The following is a 15,745-nucleotide window of genomic DNA, read 5'->3' as shown; positions in this document are numbered from 1 at the left end:
CAATGGCCACGAAACCCATGGTCGCCGGCGATACCGCCACGGCGGAGCAGGATGCCGAAACAACCTTGCTGGATGTGACCGCGGCCGGCGTCAAGCGACTGATCGCCAAGGGCAAGGAGCGTGGCTACGTAACTTTTGACGAGCTGAATGCGATCCTGCCGCCGGATCAGAACAGCTCCGAACAGATCGAAGACGTGATGGCCAATTTCTCCGAGATGGGCATCCAGGTCGTCGAGAGCGAGGAGAACGAGGAAGGCGAGCTGCCTGCCGCCAAAGCTGAAAAGGCCGAGGAAGCCGAGGAAGAGGAGCAGACCGGCAACGTCGATGAGGCGAGCCTCGGGCGCACCGACGACCCGGTGCGGATGTATCTGCGCGAGATGGGCAGCGTCGAGCTGTTGTCGCGCGAGGGCGAGATCGCCATCGCCAAGCGGATCGAGGCCGGGCGTGACATGATGATCAACGGGCTGTGCGAGAGTCCGCTGACGTTTGGCGCGATCATCACCTGGCACGACCAGCTCAAGGCCGGGCGCATGCTGATGCGTGATATCGTCGATCTGGAGGCGACCGATGGGGCCGGGGCGCCGGCCGCGGACACCGTTGACGGGGCCTCGGCGGCCGGGGCTGAGAGTTTTGCCGCCAACGACGACATCGATGACGACGAGGACGGCGGCCCCAGCATGTCGCTTTCGGCGCTGGAGGAGAAGCTGAAGCCCGAGGTGCTGGCGAACTTCGAGGAGATCGAGAATCTGTACAAGAAGCTGCACAAGATGCAGCACCGCCGGCTGGAGACCATCACCAGCGGCGAGGAAATGAGCACGCGGTCGGAGAAAGGCTACGAGAAGATCCGCGAGGAGCTGGTCGAGAAGGTCGGCCAGGTACGGCTGCACAACAACCGCATCGAGGAACTGGTCAGCCAGCTCAAGCTGCTGAACCAGCGGCTGACCACGCTGGAAGGCCAGCTGATGCGCATGGCCGAAGGCTGCAAGGTCAACCGCGAGGATTTCCTGAAGCACTACCGCGGCGCCGAACTCGATCCGAACTGGCTAGACCGGGTCGGGCACATGCCCGGCAAGGGTTGGAAGGTGTTCGTGGTGAAGCACCCCGACGACATCGCCAAGTTGCGCGGCCAGATCTCGGCGGTGGCCACCGATGCCAGCCTGCCGATCGCCGAGTTCCGCCGGGTCTACATGACGGTGTCGCGCGGCGAACGCGACAGCGCCAGGGCCAAGAAGGAGATGATCGAGGCCAACCTGCGGCTGGTGATCTCGATCGCCAAGAAATACACCAATCGCGGCCTGCAGTTCCTGGATCTGATCCAGGAGGGCAACATCGGCCTGATGAAGGCGGTGGACAAGTTCGAGTACCGCCGCGGCTACAAGTTCAGCACCTATGCGACGTGGTGGATCCGCCAGGCGATCACCCGGTCGATCGCCGATCAGGCGCGCACCATCCGGATTCCGGTGCACATGATCGAGACGATCAACAAGCTGGTGCGGACCTCGCGGCAAATGCTGCACGAAATCGGCCGCGAGCCTGCTCCGGAAGAGTTGGCCGACAAACTCGGCATGCCGCTGGAGAAAGTCCGCAAAGTGCTGAAGATCGCCAAGGAGCCGATCAGCCTGGAGACCCCGATCGGTGACGAGGAAGATTCGCATTTGGGCGACTTCATCGAGGACAAGGCGGCGGTGATCCCGCTGGACGCGGCGATCCAGGCGAACCTTCGGGAGGCGACGACGCGGGTGCTGTCTTCGCTGACGCCGCGGGAGGAGCGGGTGCTGCGGATGCGGTTTGGGATCGGCATGAACACCGACCATACGCTGGAAGAGGTCGGGCAGCAGTTCAATGTGACGCGCGAGCGGATTCGCCAGATCGAGGCCAAGGCGCTGCGCAAACTGAAGCATCCGAGCCGGAGCCGGAAGTTGCGGAGTTTTCTGGACGATTGATGCCGGTCGGCTTTGTATCCGCGAGGCGCCCCGAACCCGACGCGCCCCGTATTCACATCCCCCGTGCCAGCTTCTTTTCGATGATCGCCGCGAACAGCGCGGCGCCGTAAGGGATCGCGTCGTCGTTGAAATCATAGCGGTGATTGTGCACCTCGGCGCTGTCGCCGTTGCCCAGCAGCATGTGCGCCCCCGGCACCACGTCCATCATTGCGCCGAAATCCTCTGACGCCATCGATGGCGGTTCGTCGCGCCGCAGGTTGGCCTCGCCGGCCAGTTCAGCGGCGCAATCGGCATACACCAACGATTCGGCCCGATCGTTGACCAGCGGGGCGAACAGCGGGCGGAAGTCGACTGCCGCGTCGGCGCCGAAGCCGGCGGCGATGCTGCTGGAGAGGCGCTTCATGTTCTGCTCGACCATGGCGGTCACCTCGGGCGTCATTGTCCGCACCGTGCCGCCCAGCGACGCCGCGTGCGGGATCACATTGTAGGCGTCGCCGGAGTGGATGCGGGTGATACTCAGCACGGCGGCGTCCTGGGCCGAGACATTGCGTGAAACGATCGATTGCAGCGCGGAGCCAAGCAGGCAGGCGACGTTGACCGGATCGATGCTCTGCTGCGGGCGGGCGCCGTGCGCACCCTGGCCGGTGATGGTGATATCGAAGAAGGCGGCGCCGGCGTAGCGGACCCCCGGACTGGTGGCGAAATGGCCGACCGCCATTCCGGGGCGGTTGTGCAGACCGAAGATGGCGTCGCACGGGAAGCGCTGGAACAGGCCGTCCTTCAGCATCGCCAGAGCGCCGCCGCGGCCCTCTTCGGCGGGTTGGAAGATGAAGTTGACGGTGCCGTGGAAGGCTCGGGTTTCGGCCAGGTATTTCGCCGCGCCCAGCAGCATCGTGGTGTGGCCGTCGTGACCGCAGGCATGCATCAGGCCGGGCGTCTGGCTGGCATGGGCCAGCCCGGTGGCCTCTTGGATCGGCAGCGCGTCCATGTCCGCCCGCAGCCCGATCGCGGCTTGCCCGTTGCCGTTGCGCAGCACCCCGACCACGCCGGTGTTGCCGACGCCGCGATGCACCTCGATCCCCCAATCTTGCAGCCTGCGCGCCACCAGATCGGCGGTGCGATGCTCTTCCATGCCGAGCTCGGGATGAGCGTGAATGTCGCGCCGGATGGCGGCCAATTCCTGCTGGTAAAGCCGAATGCGGTCGAGCGCGGACTGGAACATGGGAATATCCTGCCGGGGTTTGAAGCAAGACGCCAGGGGTTCGAGTCAGACGGATCGTGTCGCCTGATTTGAACCCCTGGCTGTTGACTTTGTGGGCCGATTCACCCGACCGCATGGGATGCTTCCGGCGGGATCGGACCACTGGAATGGCGGGACTTGCCTTGTCGCTTCCCGCGGGCTGTTGTTGCGCACCGGCACAACACGAGGCGCGGCATGTATCTCAACACCTTTGCCCACGAATCGGCGCCATTGGACATGACCGGGTCCGACGAGTTTCGCAGCCTGCTGGCCAGCGCCTCCGACCTTGGCATCCCACATGCCCCGGAGGTACCGTATCGATCATGTAACGTCGTGTTGCGGCAGATGCGCTTTCACTTCCTGGAGTGGGGCCGTCCCGATGCCCCGCCGATCGTGCTGCTGCACGGTGGACACCAGTCGGCGCATTCGTGGGACCTGGTCAGCCTGCATCTGGCGCAGCGCTACCGCGTGCTGGCACTGGACCAGCGCGGCCACGGCGACAGTGAGTGGGCGCGCGACGTGCTGTATTCGAACCACGAGATGTCGCTCGACGCCGAGGCTTTCATCGCGGGAATGGACCTGCAGCGCCCGGTGTTGATCGGCCACTCGATGGGCGGGCGCAACGCAATGCTGCTGATCCGGCGCAATGCGGCCCTGCTGCGCGCGGCGGTGATCGTCGATGTCGGTCCGGAACTGTCGGACAAGGGGCGCGCGGCGATTGCCGGCTTCGTCCAGGTCAACCAGGAGTTCGACGACCTGGAGCACTTCGTCAGCAACGTCCGCAAATACGATCCGTATCGTCCGCGCGAGCACATCGAGCGCACGGTGAAATACAACATGCTGCGGCGCGCCGACGGCAAGTTCATCAGCAAGTGCGATTCCAATCCGCGGCGGCTGAACATCGCGCGCGGCAGCGGCCCGCTGGAGAATATCTCGTTGCAGGACGCCGAGCGTTTCGACCTGCCGGTGCTGCTGGTGCGCGGCGCCAATTCCACCATCCTGGCGCCTGACGCGGCGGACCGCTTCGCCGCGGCGCTGCCTCGGGGCGGCCTGGTCACCGTGCCCGACTGCGGCCATAACGTGCATGGCCAGAACACCAAGGGTTTCATTGCCGCGCTGAGCGGGTTCTTGCAAGAACACGCCCCCGGCTGACCCAACCGCGCGGTGACCGGGAATTCAGGCAGCTACCGGGACCTGCGGAAGTTGCCCGATCTGCCTGCGTTGCTGACAGCGACGCTGTTGTCACGACTTGGCGGCGCGATGTTCACGCTGACCATCGTGCTCTACGCGCTGACCCGCTTTGCCTCCCCGGGGTTGGCCGGTTGGCTGGCACTTGCCGCCGTGGCTCCGGGCGTGGTGATCAGCCCGGTCGCTGGCGCCCTGCTGGATCGGATCGGCCCGGTCCGGTCAATCGCCGTCGATATGGCCGCGAGCGCCGCGTTGGTCGCCGTGATGATCATCGCCGACTTGTCCGCTGCCCGGGGCGCCACCTTGTTCGTCCTGGTTGCGCTGTTCTCGCTGAGCAGTCCGCTGAGCGTGGCCGGGGTTCGCACGTTGCTGCCGCGTCTGGTACCGCGCTACGCGCTGGATCGGGTGAACGCACTGGATACCGCAATCGCGGCGATCGCCGAGGTCTGCGGCCCGGCCCTGGCTGGACTGCTGGTGGGGTTCGCCGGCCCGCGAACCGCGTTGGCAACGATCGCCGCCAGCTACACCGCCGCCGCGATCTGCATCATTCCCATCCGCTTGATGCCGCGCCCGGCGCCGGCTGCCGGTTCGCTGCTCCGCCAGGCCGTGCAGGGACTGCATGCGGTCATCGGTTCGCCGACGCTGCGCGGGCTGGCGATATCCTACGGGCTTTACCAGGTCGCGTGGGGCATGTTGCTGATCGCGGTCCCGGTTACCCTGGCCGCCCATCTGCCGACCGCGGCGCGCGATCTGGGCGCCGGGTTGCTGTGGGCGGTCGCCGGGTTCGGGGGCGGCATAGGTGCTCTGCTGGCAGGGCACCTACGGACCGCCGGGCGGGAGCGCGCGGTGATGGCAGCTGGCATGATCGCCACCGCGCTGGCGGCCTGCCCACTGGCCGCCCTGTTCGGCCTGACCGGTCTGCTGCTCGGCCTGCCGCTGGCAGGCGCCTGGTTGCCGGTGCGGTTGACGTCGGCCTGCTGACCTTGCGTCAGCGGCGCACCGGGCCGGCCGAACTGGGTCGGGTGATGGCGGTTTCGATCAGCCTGAACGTCGCCGGTTTTCCGCTGGGGTCGGTGATCGCCGGAGGCCTGGTCATCCATTCGGTCGCGGCGACATTCGCCGCCGCCGGCATCGCCGCGGGGCTTGGCGCGCTGGCGGTCTGGGCGATTCCGGCCGAGGGTTGACGATAGCTGGCGGCCCAGGCGATCCCCGCCGAGGGTTGACGATAGCTGGCGGCCCAGGCGATCCCCGCCGAGGGGTGACGACGCTACAGTCCCCGTTCCAGTGCCGCGACATAACCCCGGTTCCAGGTTGGTGACAGATGCACCTCGTTCATCACCACGTGGCTGGGCAGACCGGCGATGTAGCGGATCAGGTCGCCGCACTCGGCCGGTTGAACCATCCGGGCGCGCACCTCGGGGGGCACCGGGGTGGGCCGTTTGTCCAGGATCGGCGTCGCCACCTCGCCCGGCAGGAACACCGTGGAGCGAATGCCGTGGATGCATTCGGCCATGTTCAGGCCATGGCTCATGGCGACGATGCCGTGCTTGGCGATGGTGTAGATCGGCCCGCTCAGGCCGCCGATGAACCGCCCGGCCATCGAGGCGGTGTGGATTATCAGGCCGTCCTTTTGCTCGCGCATGAATGGCAGCGCCACGGTCACGCAGTACAGCGCGCCGGCCAGATTACCTTGCAGCAGCGTGTCGATGCGGTCTGGTGTCAACTGCGCCCAATGCCGCTCGACGATGTTGACCCCGGCGTTGTTGACCAGGATGTCCAGCCGCCCGAGGCTGGTGCGGATCTGCTCGCCCACACGCTGCACCTGCGCGGCGTCGGTCAGGTCCGCCGGCTGCACGTGCGCGGCGCCGCCCAGGCTGATCCGCCGGGCGACGTCCTCCAGCGGTTCGCGTCGTCGGCCGGTCAGCACCACCGTCGCGCCGGCCTCGGCCAGCGACAGGGCCGCCGCCTCGCCGATGCCGGAGCCGGCGCCGGTGACCCAGGCGATCTTGCCCGCGAGATTGGTCATGATTTCAATCCTTCCGATTGGGTTCTTCGGACCGGAGCCGGCCCAGTACCTGGTCGTTGTGTTCGCCCAATTTCGGCGAATCGCTGCTGGGATAGGGCCGTTGCCGATCGAACATGATGGGCAGGCCGACGATGCTGAGCTCGCTTCCGGGCAGCGTCCGCATCATGTCCATCGCCTGCAACTGCTCGCTGGCCGCCAGGTCGGCGATGTCGTTGACCGGGGCGCACGGCACTCCTGCCTCGCCGATGATCCCCATCCATTCCTGCCGCGTCTGGGTCAGCAGCACCGGCTGCATCGCGTCCACCACCGCCTGGCGGTTGGCCGAGCGCTGGCGGCCGTTGGCGAGCAGGGGGTGTTGGCACCATTGCGGGTGGCCCATGGCGCGGGCCAGCTTGACGAACAGCCGGTCGTTGCCGGCGGCGATGCAGATCGGGTGGTCGGCGGTCTGGAAGATCTGATACGGCGCCAGCGTCGCGCTTGCCGCGCCGTGGCGTTTCGGCGGGTCACCGGTCAGGTTGTAGGTGTTCAGCGGGCCTTGCACCCAGGCCACCGCGCTTTCGAACAACGAGGCATCGACCACACAGCCGGCGCCGGTGCGGTCGCGCCGCCGCAGCGCCGCCAGCGCGCCGATGACGCACCACATACCGGTTGCGGTATCGTTGATCGCCGGCGCGCAGAAGGTCGGCGGATCGTCCGGCCTGCCGGTCAGCGTCACCACCGCGCCGTAACACTGTAGTAATGGATCGAATCCCGGTGCCAGCCGCAGTGGCCCGCTATGGCCGAACGCCCAGATCGAGCAGTAGATCAGTCGCGGATTGACCGCCATCAGCGCGTCGGGTCCGATGCCGCAGGCATCGACGATGCCAGGCCGCAAGTTCTGGATCAGGATATCAGCGTCCAGCACCAGCCGCTTCAGCGTGGCGACGTCGGCGGCGCTTTTGATATCCAGCGTGACCGACTGCTTGCCGCGGTTGTTGCTGTGGAAACTGACCGAGTCGCCATCGACGAACGGCGGTCCCCACAGTCGTGCGTCATCGCCGCCGTCGGGTTTTTCCAGCTTGATCACTTCGGCGCCCATGTCCGCCAGGATCACCCCCGCCAGCGGACCGGCCAGCGCCTGGCCGATCTCGATGACCTTGATGCCGGCCAGCGGCCCCGCCATCAGGCCAGCCCCAGCCGAGCGCGGAAGGCATCGTCGCGCAGGCTGAATTCCTGCCCGTTCAGGTCGTCGGCGGCGTCTGTGCAGAGGTAGACGATAGCCGCCGCGGGGTGGGCAACGGGGGTCAGGTTCTGGCGCGGGATCTGACTGATCGGGTTGATGCCGGAGGCGCGGATCCGCACCTGCATGTCGGTGTCGGTGGTGCCTGGCTGGAAGCCGAACACCCGCACGCCGGTTGCCTCGGTTTCCAGCGCCACCGCCCTTGTCAGCATGTGCAGCCCGGCCTTGGCGCTGCAATAGGCGCTCCAGCCCAGTTGCGGCTTCACTGCCGCCCCCGAGGACAGGTTGACGATGCTGCCGCTGCCCGCCGCCAGCATCCCGGGCAGCACCGCTCGGATCGCGTGGTAGGCGCCGATCAGGTTGATCTCGATGTCGCGCGCCCAAAGTGTGGGATCGCTTTCGGCGACCGGGACTATCGGGTCGATCACTCCGGCGTTGTTGATCAGGCCGTCCAGCCGGCCGAACCGGGCCTTGGTTTCCGCCACCAAGCCGGCGAAGGCGGCGTAGTTCGAGACATCACACGCTCGCGCCGACGCTGCTGCGCCGATCGCTTGCGCGACCTGTTCGGTTTGCCGGCCGTCGCGCGCGGTCAGCACCACGGTGGCGCCGGCGGAGGCAAGCTCGGCCGCGGCCGCCGCGCCGATCCCACGACTTGCGCCGGTCACGATGATGACCTTGCCGTCCAGATGGCCCATCCTCTCCCCCCTGTGTTCACGCGAGAAGGTTACAGTATCCGTCTTGGTCGTGCCAGATTCGGCGAAGCCAGGCCAGGGCGCTGCCCTGGACCCGCCAAGGGGCGACGCCCCTTGGAACCGTCGATTCGGGGACCGAGGGGTGGTTTGCTTCAGCAGCAACGGAGGCAGCGGGCGATGATACCAGCAGACGAGGATTTCGACGCGACCTGGCCGTTCCGGCCGCATTTTTCGGCCGCGGCCGGGTTTCGCCAGCACTACGTCGATGAAGGCGCGGGACGGCCTGTCCTGCTGCTGCACGGCCAGCCGACCTGGGGCTATATCTGGCGCCGCTTCATCCCCCCGCTGGCCGCGACCCATCGGGTGATCGTTCCCGACCATATGGGTTTCGGCAAATCCGCCACCCCGCCCGAGCGTGAGTATACCCTGCGCGGCCACGTGGATAACCTGACCAGCTTGATCGAGGCGCTCGATCTTCGCGACATCACCCTGGTGATGCAGGACTGGGGTGGTCCGATCGGGGTCGGCTACGCGGTGCGCCATCCCGACCGCGTCCACAGCCTGGTGCTGATGAACACTGTCGTCGGCTATGGAACGGCGGGGCGGCGCGACCTGCCGAACCCGCTGGAAACGCCCTGGTTCCGCTGGATCCGGGACGGTGTTCCCACCGGGCGGACCGAGGCGGTGCTGTCCCAGCTTGGGTCGACCATTCTTTCGGTGATGCAGATCATCGGGCTGCAGCGGCTGGACCGTGTCGATCCGACGTTCATCCGGGCGTACGGGGCCGCGTTCCCGACACCGGCCGATTGCAAGGGCGCGATCGAGTTCCCGTTGGACCTCGCGCTCGGCCGGATTCGCGACTTCGTGCGCGAGGGCGCGGCTGGGGTGCCGGCGCTGCGGTCGAAGCCGGCCATCATGATCGAGGGCATGCTGGACCGAGCGATCCCGCCCGCCCTGGCGCTGGCCGACTTCGTGGGGATATGGCCCGCCGCCCCGGTTATCCAGGTGCCCGGCGCCGGCCACTATATCCAGGAGGATGCCCCGGAAATCGTCATCCCCGCCATGCAGACCTTCATGCGAATGCTGGGGTAACCGCGTCCGGCAACGCCGCCCGACCCGCCTCGCCTCGATCACTGCCCAGCGCCGGTCGTGCCGCCGCGTCATGTGCAAGCCGCCGCGCCTCGGCCGCGTCGCCATGGAAGAAGGTCAGCAGCACATAGCGGCTGCCACGGGTCACCGGGGCCGCTTCGTGCAGCACCGAGGCCGAGAAGATGATCCCGCCACCGGCCGGCGGCGCATGACGGTGGTCGTTGAACTCGGGAAACATCAAGTCGCCGCCCTGGTAGGCCCCGGTGTTCAAGTTCAACGAAAGCGCGAATTCCCGGAACGCCACATTGTCCGCCACATTGTCACGGTGGCGGCGGAACCAGCCGCCGCTATCGTCGTAGCGGGACAACAGGATCCGGTCGATATGCCTCACCCGCGCCTGGAATGCCCGGGCGATCTCCGGCGCGCAACGGTCGAGCAGGGCCTGCTTCAGGTGCTGGTGCAGCGCCGTGCCCGGCTCGATCATCATGTCGCGCCGGTGCTTCTTGGCGTGGTCGACAACGCTGCACACCTGACCCTTGGCATCGATGCGCGCCACTTCGCCGTCGATCGTCGGGCTGGATTCGAACAGCGCGATCAGTTGCCGGCAAAGCGCCGGCGCGACCAGGTTCGGCAGAACGATCGCCGGCGCCGGCATGGCGACAGCGCGAGACACTTCCTGGGGCAGCGCCTGGAGGCAACCGAGGCAGGCTCGCACATGCTCCAAAGAGGGGGATGACCGCATCGCGATCCGCAGGTTGCGGTCCAACAGCAGCAACAGCCCCTGGTGCCGCTCCACCCCGCAGCGCGCCAGAAAGTCGCCGCAGTCAATCGCTCGGATCGAAGCGCAAGCCGGCCGCGGCCTGAGCACCGCGGCCGGATTGTCGTTGACGATCAGATAAACGTCGGCGTTTCGCGCGGCAAACGCCTCGCTGCAGTCCAGCAGACCTTCCACCACCGGCTGCGTTGCCGCACCGGCCTCGGCGCCGATCAGCAGAAGCAGGGCGGGGCGGCCATATTGCTCCTCGAACGAGTAGAACCGCCGCCCCGAGGAAACGCCGTAGCACGACGGCGCCCGGTCGCCGATCGCCAGGTTAGCTGGATCGTCATGCATCGGCCGCGGACTCCAGCATCGGTTCGGTGGATGATGGTTGCGGCGGCATCAGCCAAACCCCGCGGTCGCAGGAGGTGAAGCCGCTGTCGGCAAACAGATTTCGCACCGGCATGTTGCGATCGGTCTGCACGATCCGTCCCAGCAGCCGCCGGCCATGCTGCGCGGCCTCGGCGGTCACCGCCGCCAACAGCGCCCGCTCGCCGCCCAGCCCGATCACCCGGCAGCTCAGTACGATGTTCAGGATCGCATCGCCCAATATCACCGCCGCTCCGACCAGCCCGTGATCCGTCAGCCGGTCACACATCCGCAGGATGAACAGGCGCCCATCCTGCGCCGCGATGATCCGCCGCAGCTCCGCCTGTGGAAAAACCGTTGCGGTTGCGTTGAACTGAGTCGTGCGGGCAAGTAGTTCCCGCACCCGTTCAAGCACCGCGGGATCCGAATCCGCGGTCAGCCTCTCGACCGTGCAGGCAACCTCCAGCGACGCGATGAACGCGGCTTCATCCGCCACTGCGGCGCGCAGCCGCGAGCGGCTCAACTGCGCCTTCACCAGCGCGCTGCGTTGCGACCCTTCCTGTGTCAGCCGCACCGGCTGCAGGCGCGGGTCGGTCAACAGCGCCCGCCGCAGGGCGAACAGATCCTCGCCCAGCACCGTCACCCCGGGCAGGCTTTGCCGCACCCGCTCCCGCTCCCGCGGCATGTCGTCGATGAACATGAAGGCGTCCAGCGGGAACCCGAGTTCCTCGGCGATCGAGCGGATGTTGGCGGCTTTGTCGTTCCAGTTGATCCGCGTGGTGACGAAATGATCGAACGACAGCAGGCGGTGCCGCGGATAGGGCTGGCCATAACGCCACAGCGCCCGCACCGTCGCTTCGTCGTTCTTGCTGACGCACGCCAGCAAGATGCCGCGCCGCAGCAGCATCCGCAGAGCCTCGTGAATGCCGAAATAAAGTCCGACAAAGGAATTCGGGCCGCCGATTTCCGGTGACCACGCGAACGGCACCCCGGTCTCGGCCAGCACACCCGGCCACAGCACGCCATCGAGATCGACGATGACGCATTTCTTCTTCTCCAGCCCGAGCACGACGCCGATCGCATCCATGTGCGCCCGCGCCATCACCGACTCGCGCCGGTACGGGTCGCCGCCGACATGCCTCGCCAGCGCCGCCCGGTCAGGAAACTGATGATGCACCGCCGCCAATTCGCTGTCCGGGCGCTGCAGCATCCAGCCCATCGAGCCGAAATGGGTGAACGAGACCAGCCCGTCGTCCAGCAAGCTGGCACCGCCCGCGGCCGCCAGTTCAGCCGCCACATCGACCAGGTGAACATCCGGGCAATCCTCGGCAAGCTGTGCCAGGGCCAGGTTGGTCCGCCGAAACCGGTTGCGGTGGCTGTGCACGCCCCGGTCGGCGAAACCCAACGGCTGAACCGTCGGCTCCGGCAGCCCGTCGATCAGGATTGGTGCCTGGCTGTGCAGCCGCAGCTTCTTGAGCATTGCCTCGATCGCGTCGATGTAGACGCGCGTCGGATCGCCGCCATGATGCTCCGCCTCGCCGGCGACGATCGCATGGCGCGCCTGCAGCGTGCCGATCAGGATGGCATCATGTTGGCGGTCCGCCGCCAGCCCGGTATCGGCGGCGAACGACGCCGCCACGCGCAGGTCGATGCCCCGCCGGGCGGCTTCCTGCCGCAGGAAGTCGGTTTCCATCTGCACGTCGCAGTCGCCAAGCAGCAGGATATCGACGCGGCGCCGGAATGCTTGCGGGTCGCCGAGGGCGCGCGGCGCCGCCACCGACCAGTACGGATCCGCCCCCTCCATGAGGCCGCGGCGATACTGGTCGAGCAATGTCGTCGGATCGCGCCCATAGGTCGGAGCCAGTCGCTCGATCGACTCGGCGGTTTCCGCCTCGGCGTCTTGCTGCGTCAGAACCCCCTGGTTCAACAGCAAAGTCACGCAGGCACGCACCGCCGCATCATCGGCGTCAAGCTCCGCCGCAAGCCGCGGCACCGCGTCCTGAAGCCGTACGGGCTGATCGAACGCGCGGATCAGGGCGGCGACCTGATGGGTGACGGTGATCCGCATCTGGCTGATCGCATGCACCACGAGCACGCTGGCGCTGGCCAGATCGAGTAGATGAACAAACCCGGACCGGCGCAGGATCATGTCGGACATCTGTTGTTCCTGTAGCCGCCGGACCGCCAGCCGCTTTGACTGCTACCCGCCACCATCGCACCGAATGGTTAGCAAAGCCCTAACGTCAGAAGAACGGTATCGTCCGGAAAGAACGGCTCACCCCGGCGGTAGCCGCAACGGCAGCAGCAGAAGCAGCGCCACCGCCGCGCCGGCGCCACACAGCAAAAACCAATCCACTGCCGGCAGCGCCGCGATCAGGGGCGCTGTCAGCGTCGGCGCCGTCGCCTGGGCCAGCAACACCGGGACCGCCAGCCAGCCCAGCAGGCGCGCGTAACCGTCCGCTCCGAACAGTGCCAGCGGCAGGGTGCCGCGATTGATCGTCATGATCCCGTTGCTCATACCATACAGCACCGCGAATCCGGTCGCTGCCCACGGGCCACCGAACAGCAGCAAGGCCGCGCCGAGGGGAAACAGCAGCGCCCCGATCCTGGCCTTGACCAGCAGGTCGATACGCGGCCCGATGAGGTATTCCAGGATCCTGCCGGCGACCTGTCCCGGCCCGATCAGCGCCGCCACCGCCACGGCTTGTGGCTTGGTCAGGTGAACGCCTTGCAGCAACGACAGGACATGAACCGCGATCGCCGAGGTGATGAACCAGCGCAACGCGAAGAACGCTGCCAGCAGCACCAGCGCCCGGCGCTGTGCCGCCGACTTCGGCGCCCCGCCCGCCGCGGCTTGCTGGATCGGCCGAGGCGCGGCGGGGGGCACCAGCAGCCAGACCATCGGCAGATTGACCAGCAGCATCAGGCCGGCATACGCCAACAACAGTCCGCGCCAGCCAAGCACCCCGATCAGGGTTGCCCCCAGCGTCCAGAACACGCTGCTGGCGAAGCCGGCCACCAGGGTGATGCCGGTGATGCTGGGTCCCGCCTGATTGCCCAGCAAACCGCCCACCGTGGCGAACGCGGCATCGTAGAGGCCCAGCGCCATGCCGACGCCGATGATCGTCCAGCCCAGATACCACACCGCCAGATCGGGGGTGGCGGCCAGCACCGCCTGGCCCGCCGCGATCACCACGATGCTGGCAAGCAATGCTCCACGTCCGCCGTTGCGGTCGATCCATTTGCCGACCCGGGGCGCGCAGGCTCCGGCCACCAGCAGCGCCCAGGAAAATGCCCCCAGCACGCGCAACCCCGACTGCCCGAGCTCGACCGCCGCCGGACCGGCAACGATCGCCGGCAGATAGAACGTCATGCCCCAGGACAGCGTCTGGTTGGCGCCGAGCACGGCGCCCAGCCGGAATCGCGATGCCATCATTTGCCGCAGCATCCGGCTGATGGCGGGACGAAACAATCCACCGGTCGCGATGTTGTCCAGACCGATGTTGTCCAAATTGGCCCGTCGGTCCTACTGTCGGGGCGGAACACCAGCCGGCGAGCCTGCACGCGGCCCACAGACGCTGACGGTTCGTGGCGTTGTTCCTGACCGCGCCTGATCATGCCGAACAACCAACCAACGGAAACGTGCAATGAGCAGCCAGCCATTCGACTACACCGTCGCCGACTTCAACTACATCGAGCACACCGACGGCCCGCAACGCCTGCGGCTTTTCATGCCGCTGGGAACCGGCCCGTTCCCCGTGGTCGTCGACCTGCACGGCGGTGCCTGGTGCAACCAGGACCTGAAGGATTGCGAGCCGCGCGACCTGGTGCTGGTGCGCGCCGGGTTCGCCGTCGCCGCGGTCAATTTCCGCCATGCCGGTGCCGGCTATCCGTCCTCGCTGGTCGACATCAACTACGCCATCCGCTGGGTCAAGGCGCACGCCGGCAAGCTTGGCCTGCGCGCCGACGCCATCGGGCTATCCGGGCAGAGCAGCGGCGGCCATCTGGCGATGTTGGCGGCGATGCGGCCGGCGGATCCGCGCTATACCGCCGTGGCCTCACCGGATGGGGCGGCGGTGGATGCCTCGGTCAAGGCGGTGGTGATGCAATGGCCGGTGATCAACCCGTTGTCGCGCTATCGCAACGCGGTGGGGCTGCGGGACGCCGGCAACCCGCCGGCCTGGGTGGGTGATATCCCTGGGCGGCACGATCTGTACTGGAAGACCGAGGCGGCGATGGAGGAGGGCAACCCGATGCTGATCCTGGAGCGCGGCGAGCCGGCGGCGCTGCCTCCGGCGTTGTGGATTCAGGGCCGGCCGGACCCGGTGCACGATTACCGCGACCCGCGCGGAAGTTTCGACGGCAACGAACCGGAGCGGTTCGCCGAGAACTACCGCCGGGCGGGTGGTTCGCTGGAGTTGCTGTATATCGATAACGCCAGCCGCGGGGGTGCCGCGTCGAGCGATCCGACGGCCAGCTTCTTTCGACGCCATCTGGTTTGAGTTTTGGTGCATCCGAAACGATTTTTGACGGATGGTGGTGCCTCATGCGCCGGCACCTGCTTGACTTCGACGATCACCGCGTCCTCAACCACGACCTCGGCGCGAAACCCCAGCCCGATCGGGATGCCCTTATCGATCACCGGGACCGCAAGCTGACGCCCGAACGCAATCCCCGCCCGGTTCAGTTCCAGGCCGAGACAGGCAGCATAAACCGGTTCCAACAGCCCAGGCCCGACCCCGCGATGCAACTTCGATCGCCAACCCAATGATGCGCTTGGTCAGCTCGCGATGCTGCAACACCATCGATCTCCGTGGCACTCCGTGTCCTCGTCACTTTCTCCGTGCTAAACCTCAACAAAAGCCGAAGTCGCAACGCGTTCGCCCATATGCCTCGAATTGACCCGCCACGCCCCCGCCCGCACACCCAGAGCACGACGAAACACGACCTCCTGGCGCATCCCGGCCTCGGCGTGCGGGCGTCGCGAAGGTTTTAACACGGAGAAAGATCGAGGCCACGGAGCGCCACAGAGCAGGTTTCCGGCTTCGACAGCGCCTTTCCGCGGCATATCGGCCAGAGGACATACCGGCCAGAGGACATATCGGCCAGAGGACTTCATTCATCGGTTGGCGATGGGACGCTGGTATCCGATTGACTGCGCAGCCGCCACGGCAACCCGCGCCGCGGATACCAGTCAGCCCGTCGGGCCGCTGGTATATTCA

Annotated in this window: 14 protein-coding genes; 6 read left to right on the top strand and 8 right to left on the bottom strand. The window is 67.0% G+C overall.

Features of this window, described 5'->3' with window-relative positions:
- Nucleotides 1-2 precede the first annotated feature (2 nt).
- Nucleotides 3-1,943 (top strand): RNA polymerase sigma factor RpoD, encoded by a 1,941-nt coding sequence (rpoD, locus tag ACQY4Y_RS03895; protein WP_428489246.1) that lies wholly within the window; start codon nt 3-5, stop codon nt 1,941-1,943.
- 52 nt (nt 1,944-1,995) lie between these two features.
- Here rpoD and ACQY4Y_RS03890 read toward each other — a convergent pair whose 3' ends face one another.
- Nucleotides 1,996-3,165, bottom strand: a complete 1,170-nt coding sequence (locus ACQY4Y_RS03890) for a M20 aminoacylase family protein (protein ID WP_428489245.1) — start codon at nt 3,163-3,165, stop codon at nt 1,996-1,998.
- A gap of 213 nt (nt 3,166-3,378) precedes the next feature.
- Between ACQY4Y_RS03890 and ACQY4Y_RS03885 the strand changes: the two genes are divergently transcribed.
- Genes ACQY4Y_RS03885 through ACQY4Y_RS03875 form a run of 3 tightly spaced genes read left to right on the top strand, consistent with a single transcriptional unit; the run spans nt 3,379 to nt 5,555 of the window.
- Complete coding sequence (locus ACQY4Y_RS03885) at nt 3,379-4,335, top strand: alpha/beta fold hydrolase (RefSeq protein WP_428489244.1); 957 nt, start codon at nt 3,379-3,381, stop codon at nt 4,333-4,335.
- A 51-nt stretch (nt 4,336-4,386) separates the two neighbouring features.
- Nucleotides 4,387-5,352: an MFS transporter gene (locus ACQY4Y_RS03880; protein WP_428489243.1), complete on the top strand. Its 966-nt coding sequence runs from the start codon at nt 4,387-4,389 to the stop codon at nt 5,350-5,352.
- A 2-nt stretch (nt 5,353-5,354) separates the two neighbouring features.
- Nucleotides 5,355-5,555, top strand: a complete 201-nt coding sequence (locus ACQY4Y_RS03875; protein WP_428489242.1) for a hypothetical protein — start codon at nt 5,355-5,357, stop codon at nt 5,553-5,555.
- Nucleotides 5,556-5,638: 83 nt separating this feature from the next.
- On the opposite strand, the gene ACQY4Y_RS03870 is transcribed toward ACQY4Y_RS03875, so the two are convergent.
- The 3 genes from ACQY4Y_RS03870 to ACQY4Y_RS03860 are packed head-to-tail and all read right to left on the bottom strand — an operon-like array spanning nt 5,639 to nt 8,311.
- Entirely contained in the window at nt 5,639-6,397 is a 759-nt protein-coding gene (locus ACQY4Y_RS03870; protein WP_428489241.1) for an SDR family oxidoreductase, read from the bottom strand.
- Nucleotides 6,398-6,401: 4 nt separating this feature from the next.
- A complete protein-coding gene (locus tag ACQY4Y_RS03865; protein WP_428489239.1) occupies nt 6,402-7,559 on the bottom strand; it encodes a CaiB/BaiF CoA transferase family protein in 1,158 nt (385 codons plus the stop codon).
- Nucleotides 7,559-8,311, bottom strand: coding sequence for an SDR family NAD(P)-dependent oxidoreductase (locus ACQY4Y_RS03860; protein WP_428489238.1), 753 nt, complete (start codon nt 8,309-8,311; stop codon nt 7,559-7,561). The genes ACQY4Y_RS03865 and ACQY4Y_RS03860 overlap by 1 nt, the downstream gene beginning before the upstream one ends.
- A 174-nt stretch (nt 8,312-8,485) precedes the next feature.
- Here ACQY4Y_RS03860 and ACQY4Y_RS03855 point away from each other — a divergent pair, with 174 nt between their 5' ends.
- A complete protein-coding gene (locus tag ACQY4Y_RS03855) occupies nt 8,486-9,400 on the top strand; it encodes an alpha/beta fold hydrolase (protein ID WP_428489237.1) in 915 nt (304 codons plus the stop codon).
- Here ACQY4Y_RS03855 and ACQY4Y_RS03850 read toward each other — a convergent pair.
- From ACQY4Y_RS03850 to ACQY4Y_RS03840, 3 genes are all read right to left on the bottom strand, one after another.
- A complete protein-coding gene (locus tag ACQY4Y_RS03850; protein ID WP_428489236.1) occupies nt 9,381-10,508 on the bottom strand; it encodes a 2OG-Fe(II) oxygenase family protein in 1,128 nt (375 codons plus the stop codon). The genes ACQY4Y_RS03855 and ACQY4Y_RS03850 overlap by 20 nt on opposite strands.
- Nucleotides 10,501-12,681, bottom strand: coding sequence for an HAD-IIIC family phosphatase (locus ACQY4Y_RS03845; RefSeq protein ID WP_428489235.1), 2,181 nt, complete (start codon nt 12,679-12,681; stop codon nt 10,501-10,503). The genes ACQY4Y_RS03850 and ACQY4Y_RS03845 overlap by 8 nt, the downstream gene beginning before the upstream one ends.
- 117 nt (nt 12,682-12,798) lie before the next feature.
- A complete protein-coding gene (locus ACQY4Y_RS03840) occupies nt 12,799-14,034 on the bottom strand; it encodes an MFS transporter (protein WP_428489234.1) in 1,236 nt (411 codons plus the stop codon).
- Nucleotides 14,035-14,170: 136 nt separating this feature from the next.
- Here ACQY4Y_RS03840 and ACQY4Y_RS03835 point away from each other — a divergent pair, with 136 nt between their 5' ends.
- Nucleotides 14,171-15,025: an alpha/beta hydrolase fold domain-containing protein gene (locus tag ACQY4Y_RS03835; RefSeq protein WP_428489233.1), complete on the top strand. Its 855-nt coding sequence runs from the start codon at nt 14,171-14,173 to the stop codon at nt 15,023-15,025.
- On the opposite strand, the gene ACQY4Y_RS03830 is transcribed toward ACQY4Y_RS03835, so the two are convergent.
- Entirely contained in the window at nt 14,914-15,273 is a 360-nt protein-coding gene (locus ACQY4Y_RS03830) for a GxxExxY protein (protein ID WP_428489232.1), read from the bottom strand. The genes ACQY4Y_RS03835 and ACQY4Y_RS03830 overlap by 112 nt on opposite strands.
- Nucleotides 15,274-15,745 lie beyond the last annotated feature (472 nt).

The sequence above is a fragment of the Rhodopila sp. genome, from assembly GCF_965277165.1.
In the GTDB taxonomy this organism is placed as follows: Bacteria; Pseudomonadota; Alphaproteobacteria; order Acetobacterales; family Acetobacteraceae; genus Rhodopila.
The sequence above is the reverse complement of the archived record's forward strand: the minus strand, read 5'-3'. Positions and strand labels throughout refer to the sequence as shown.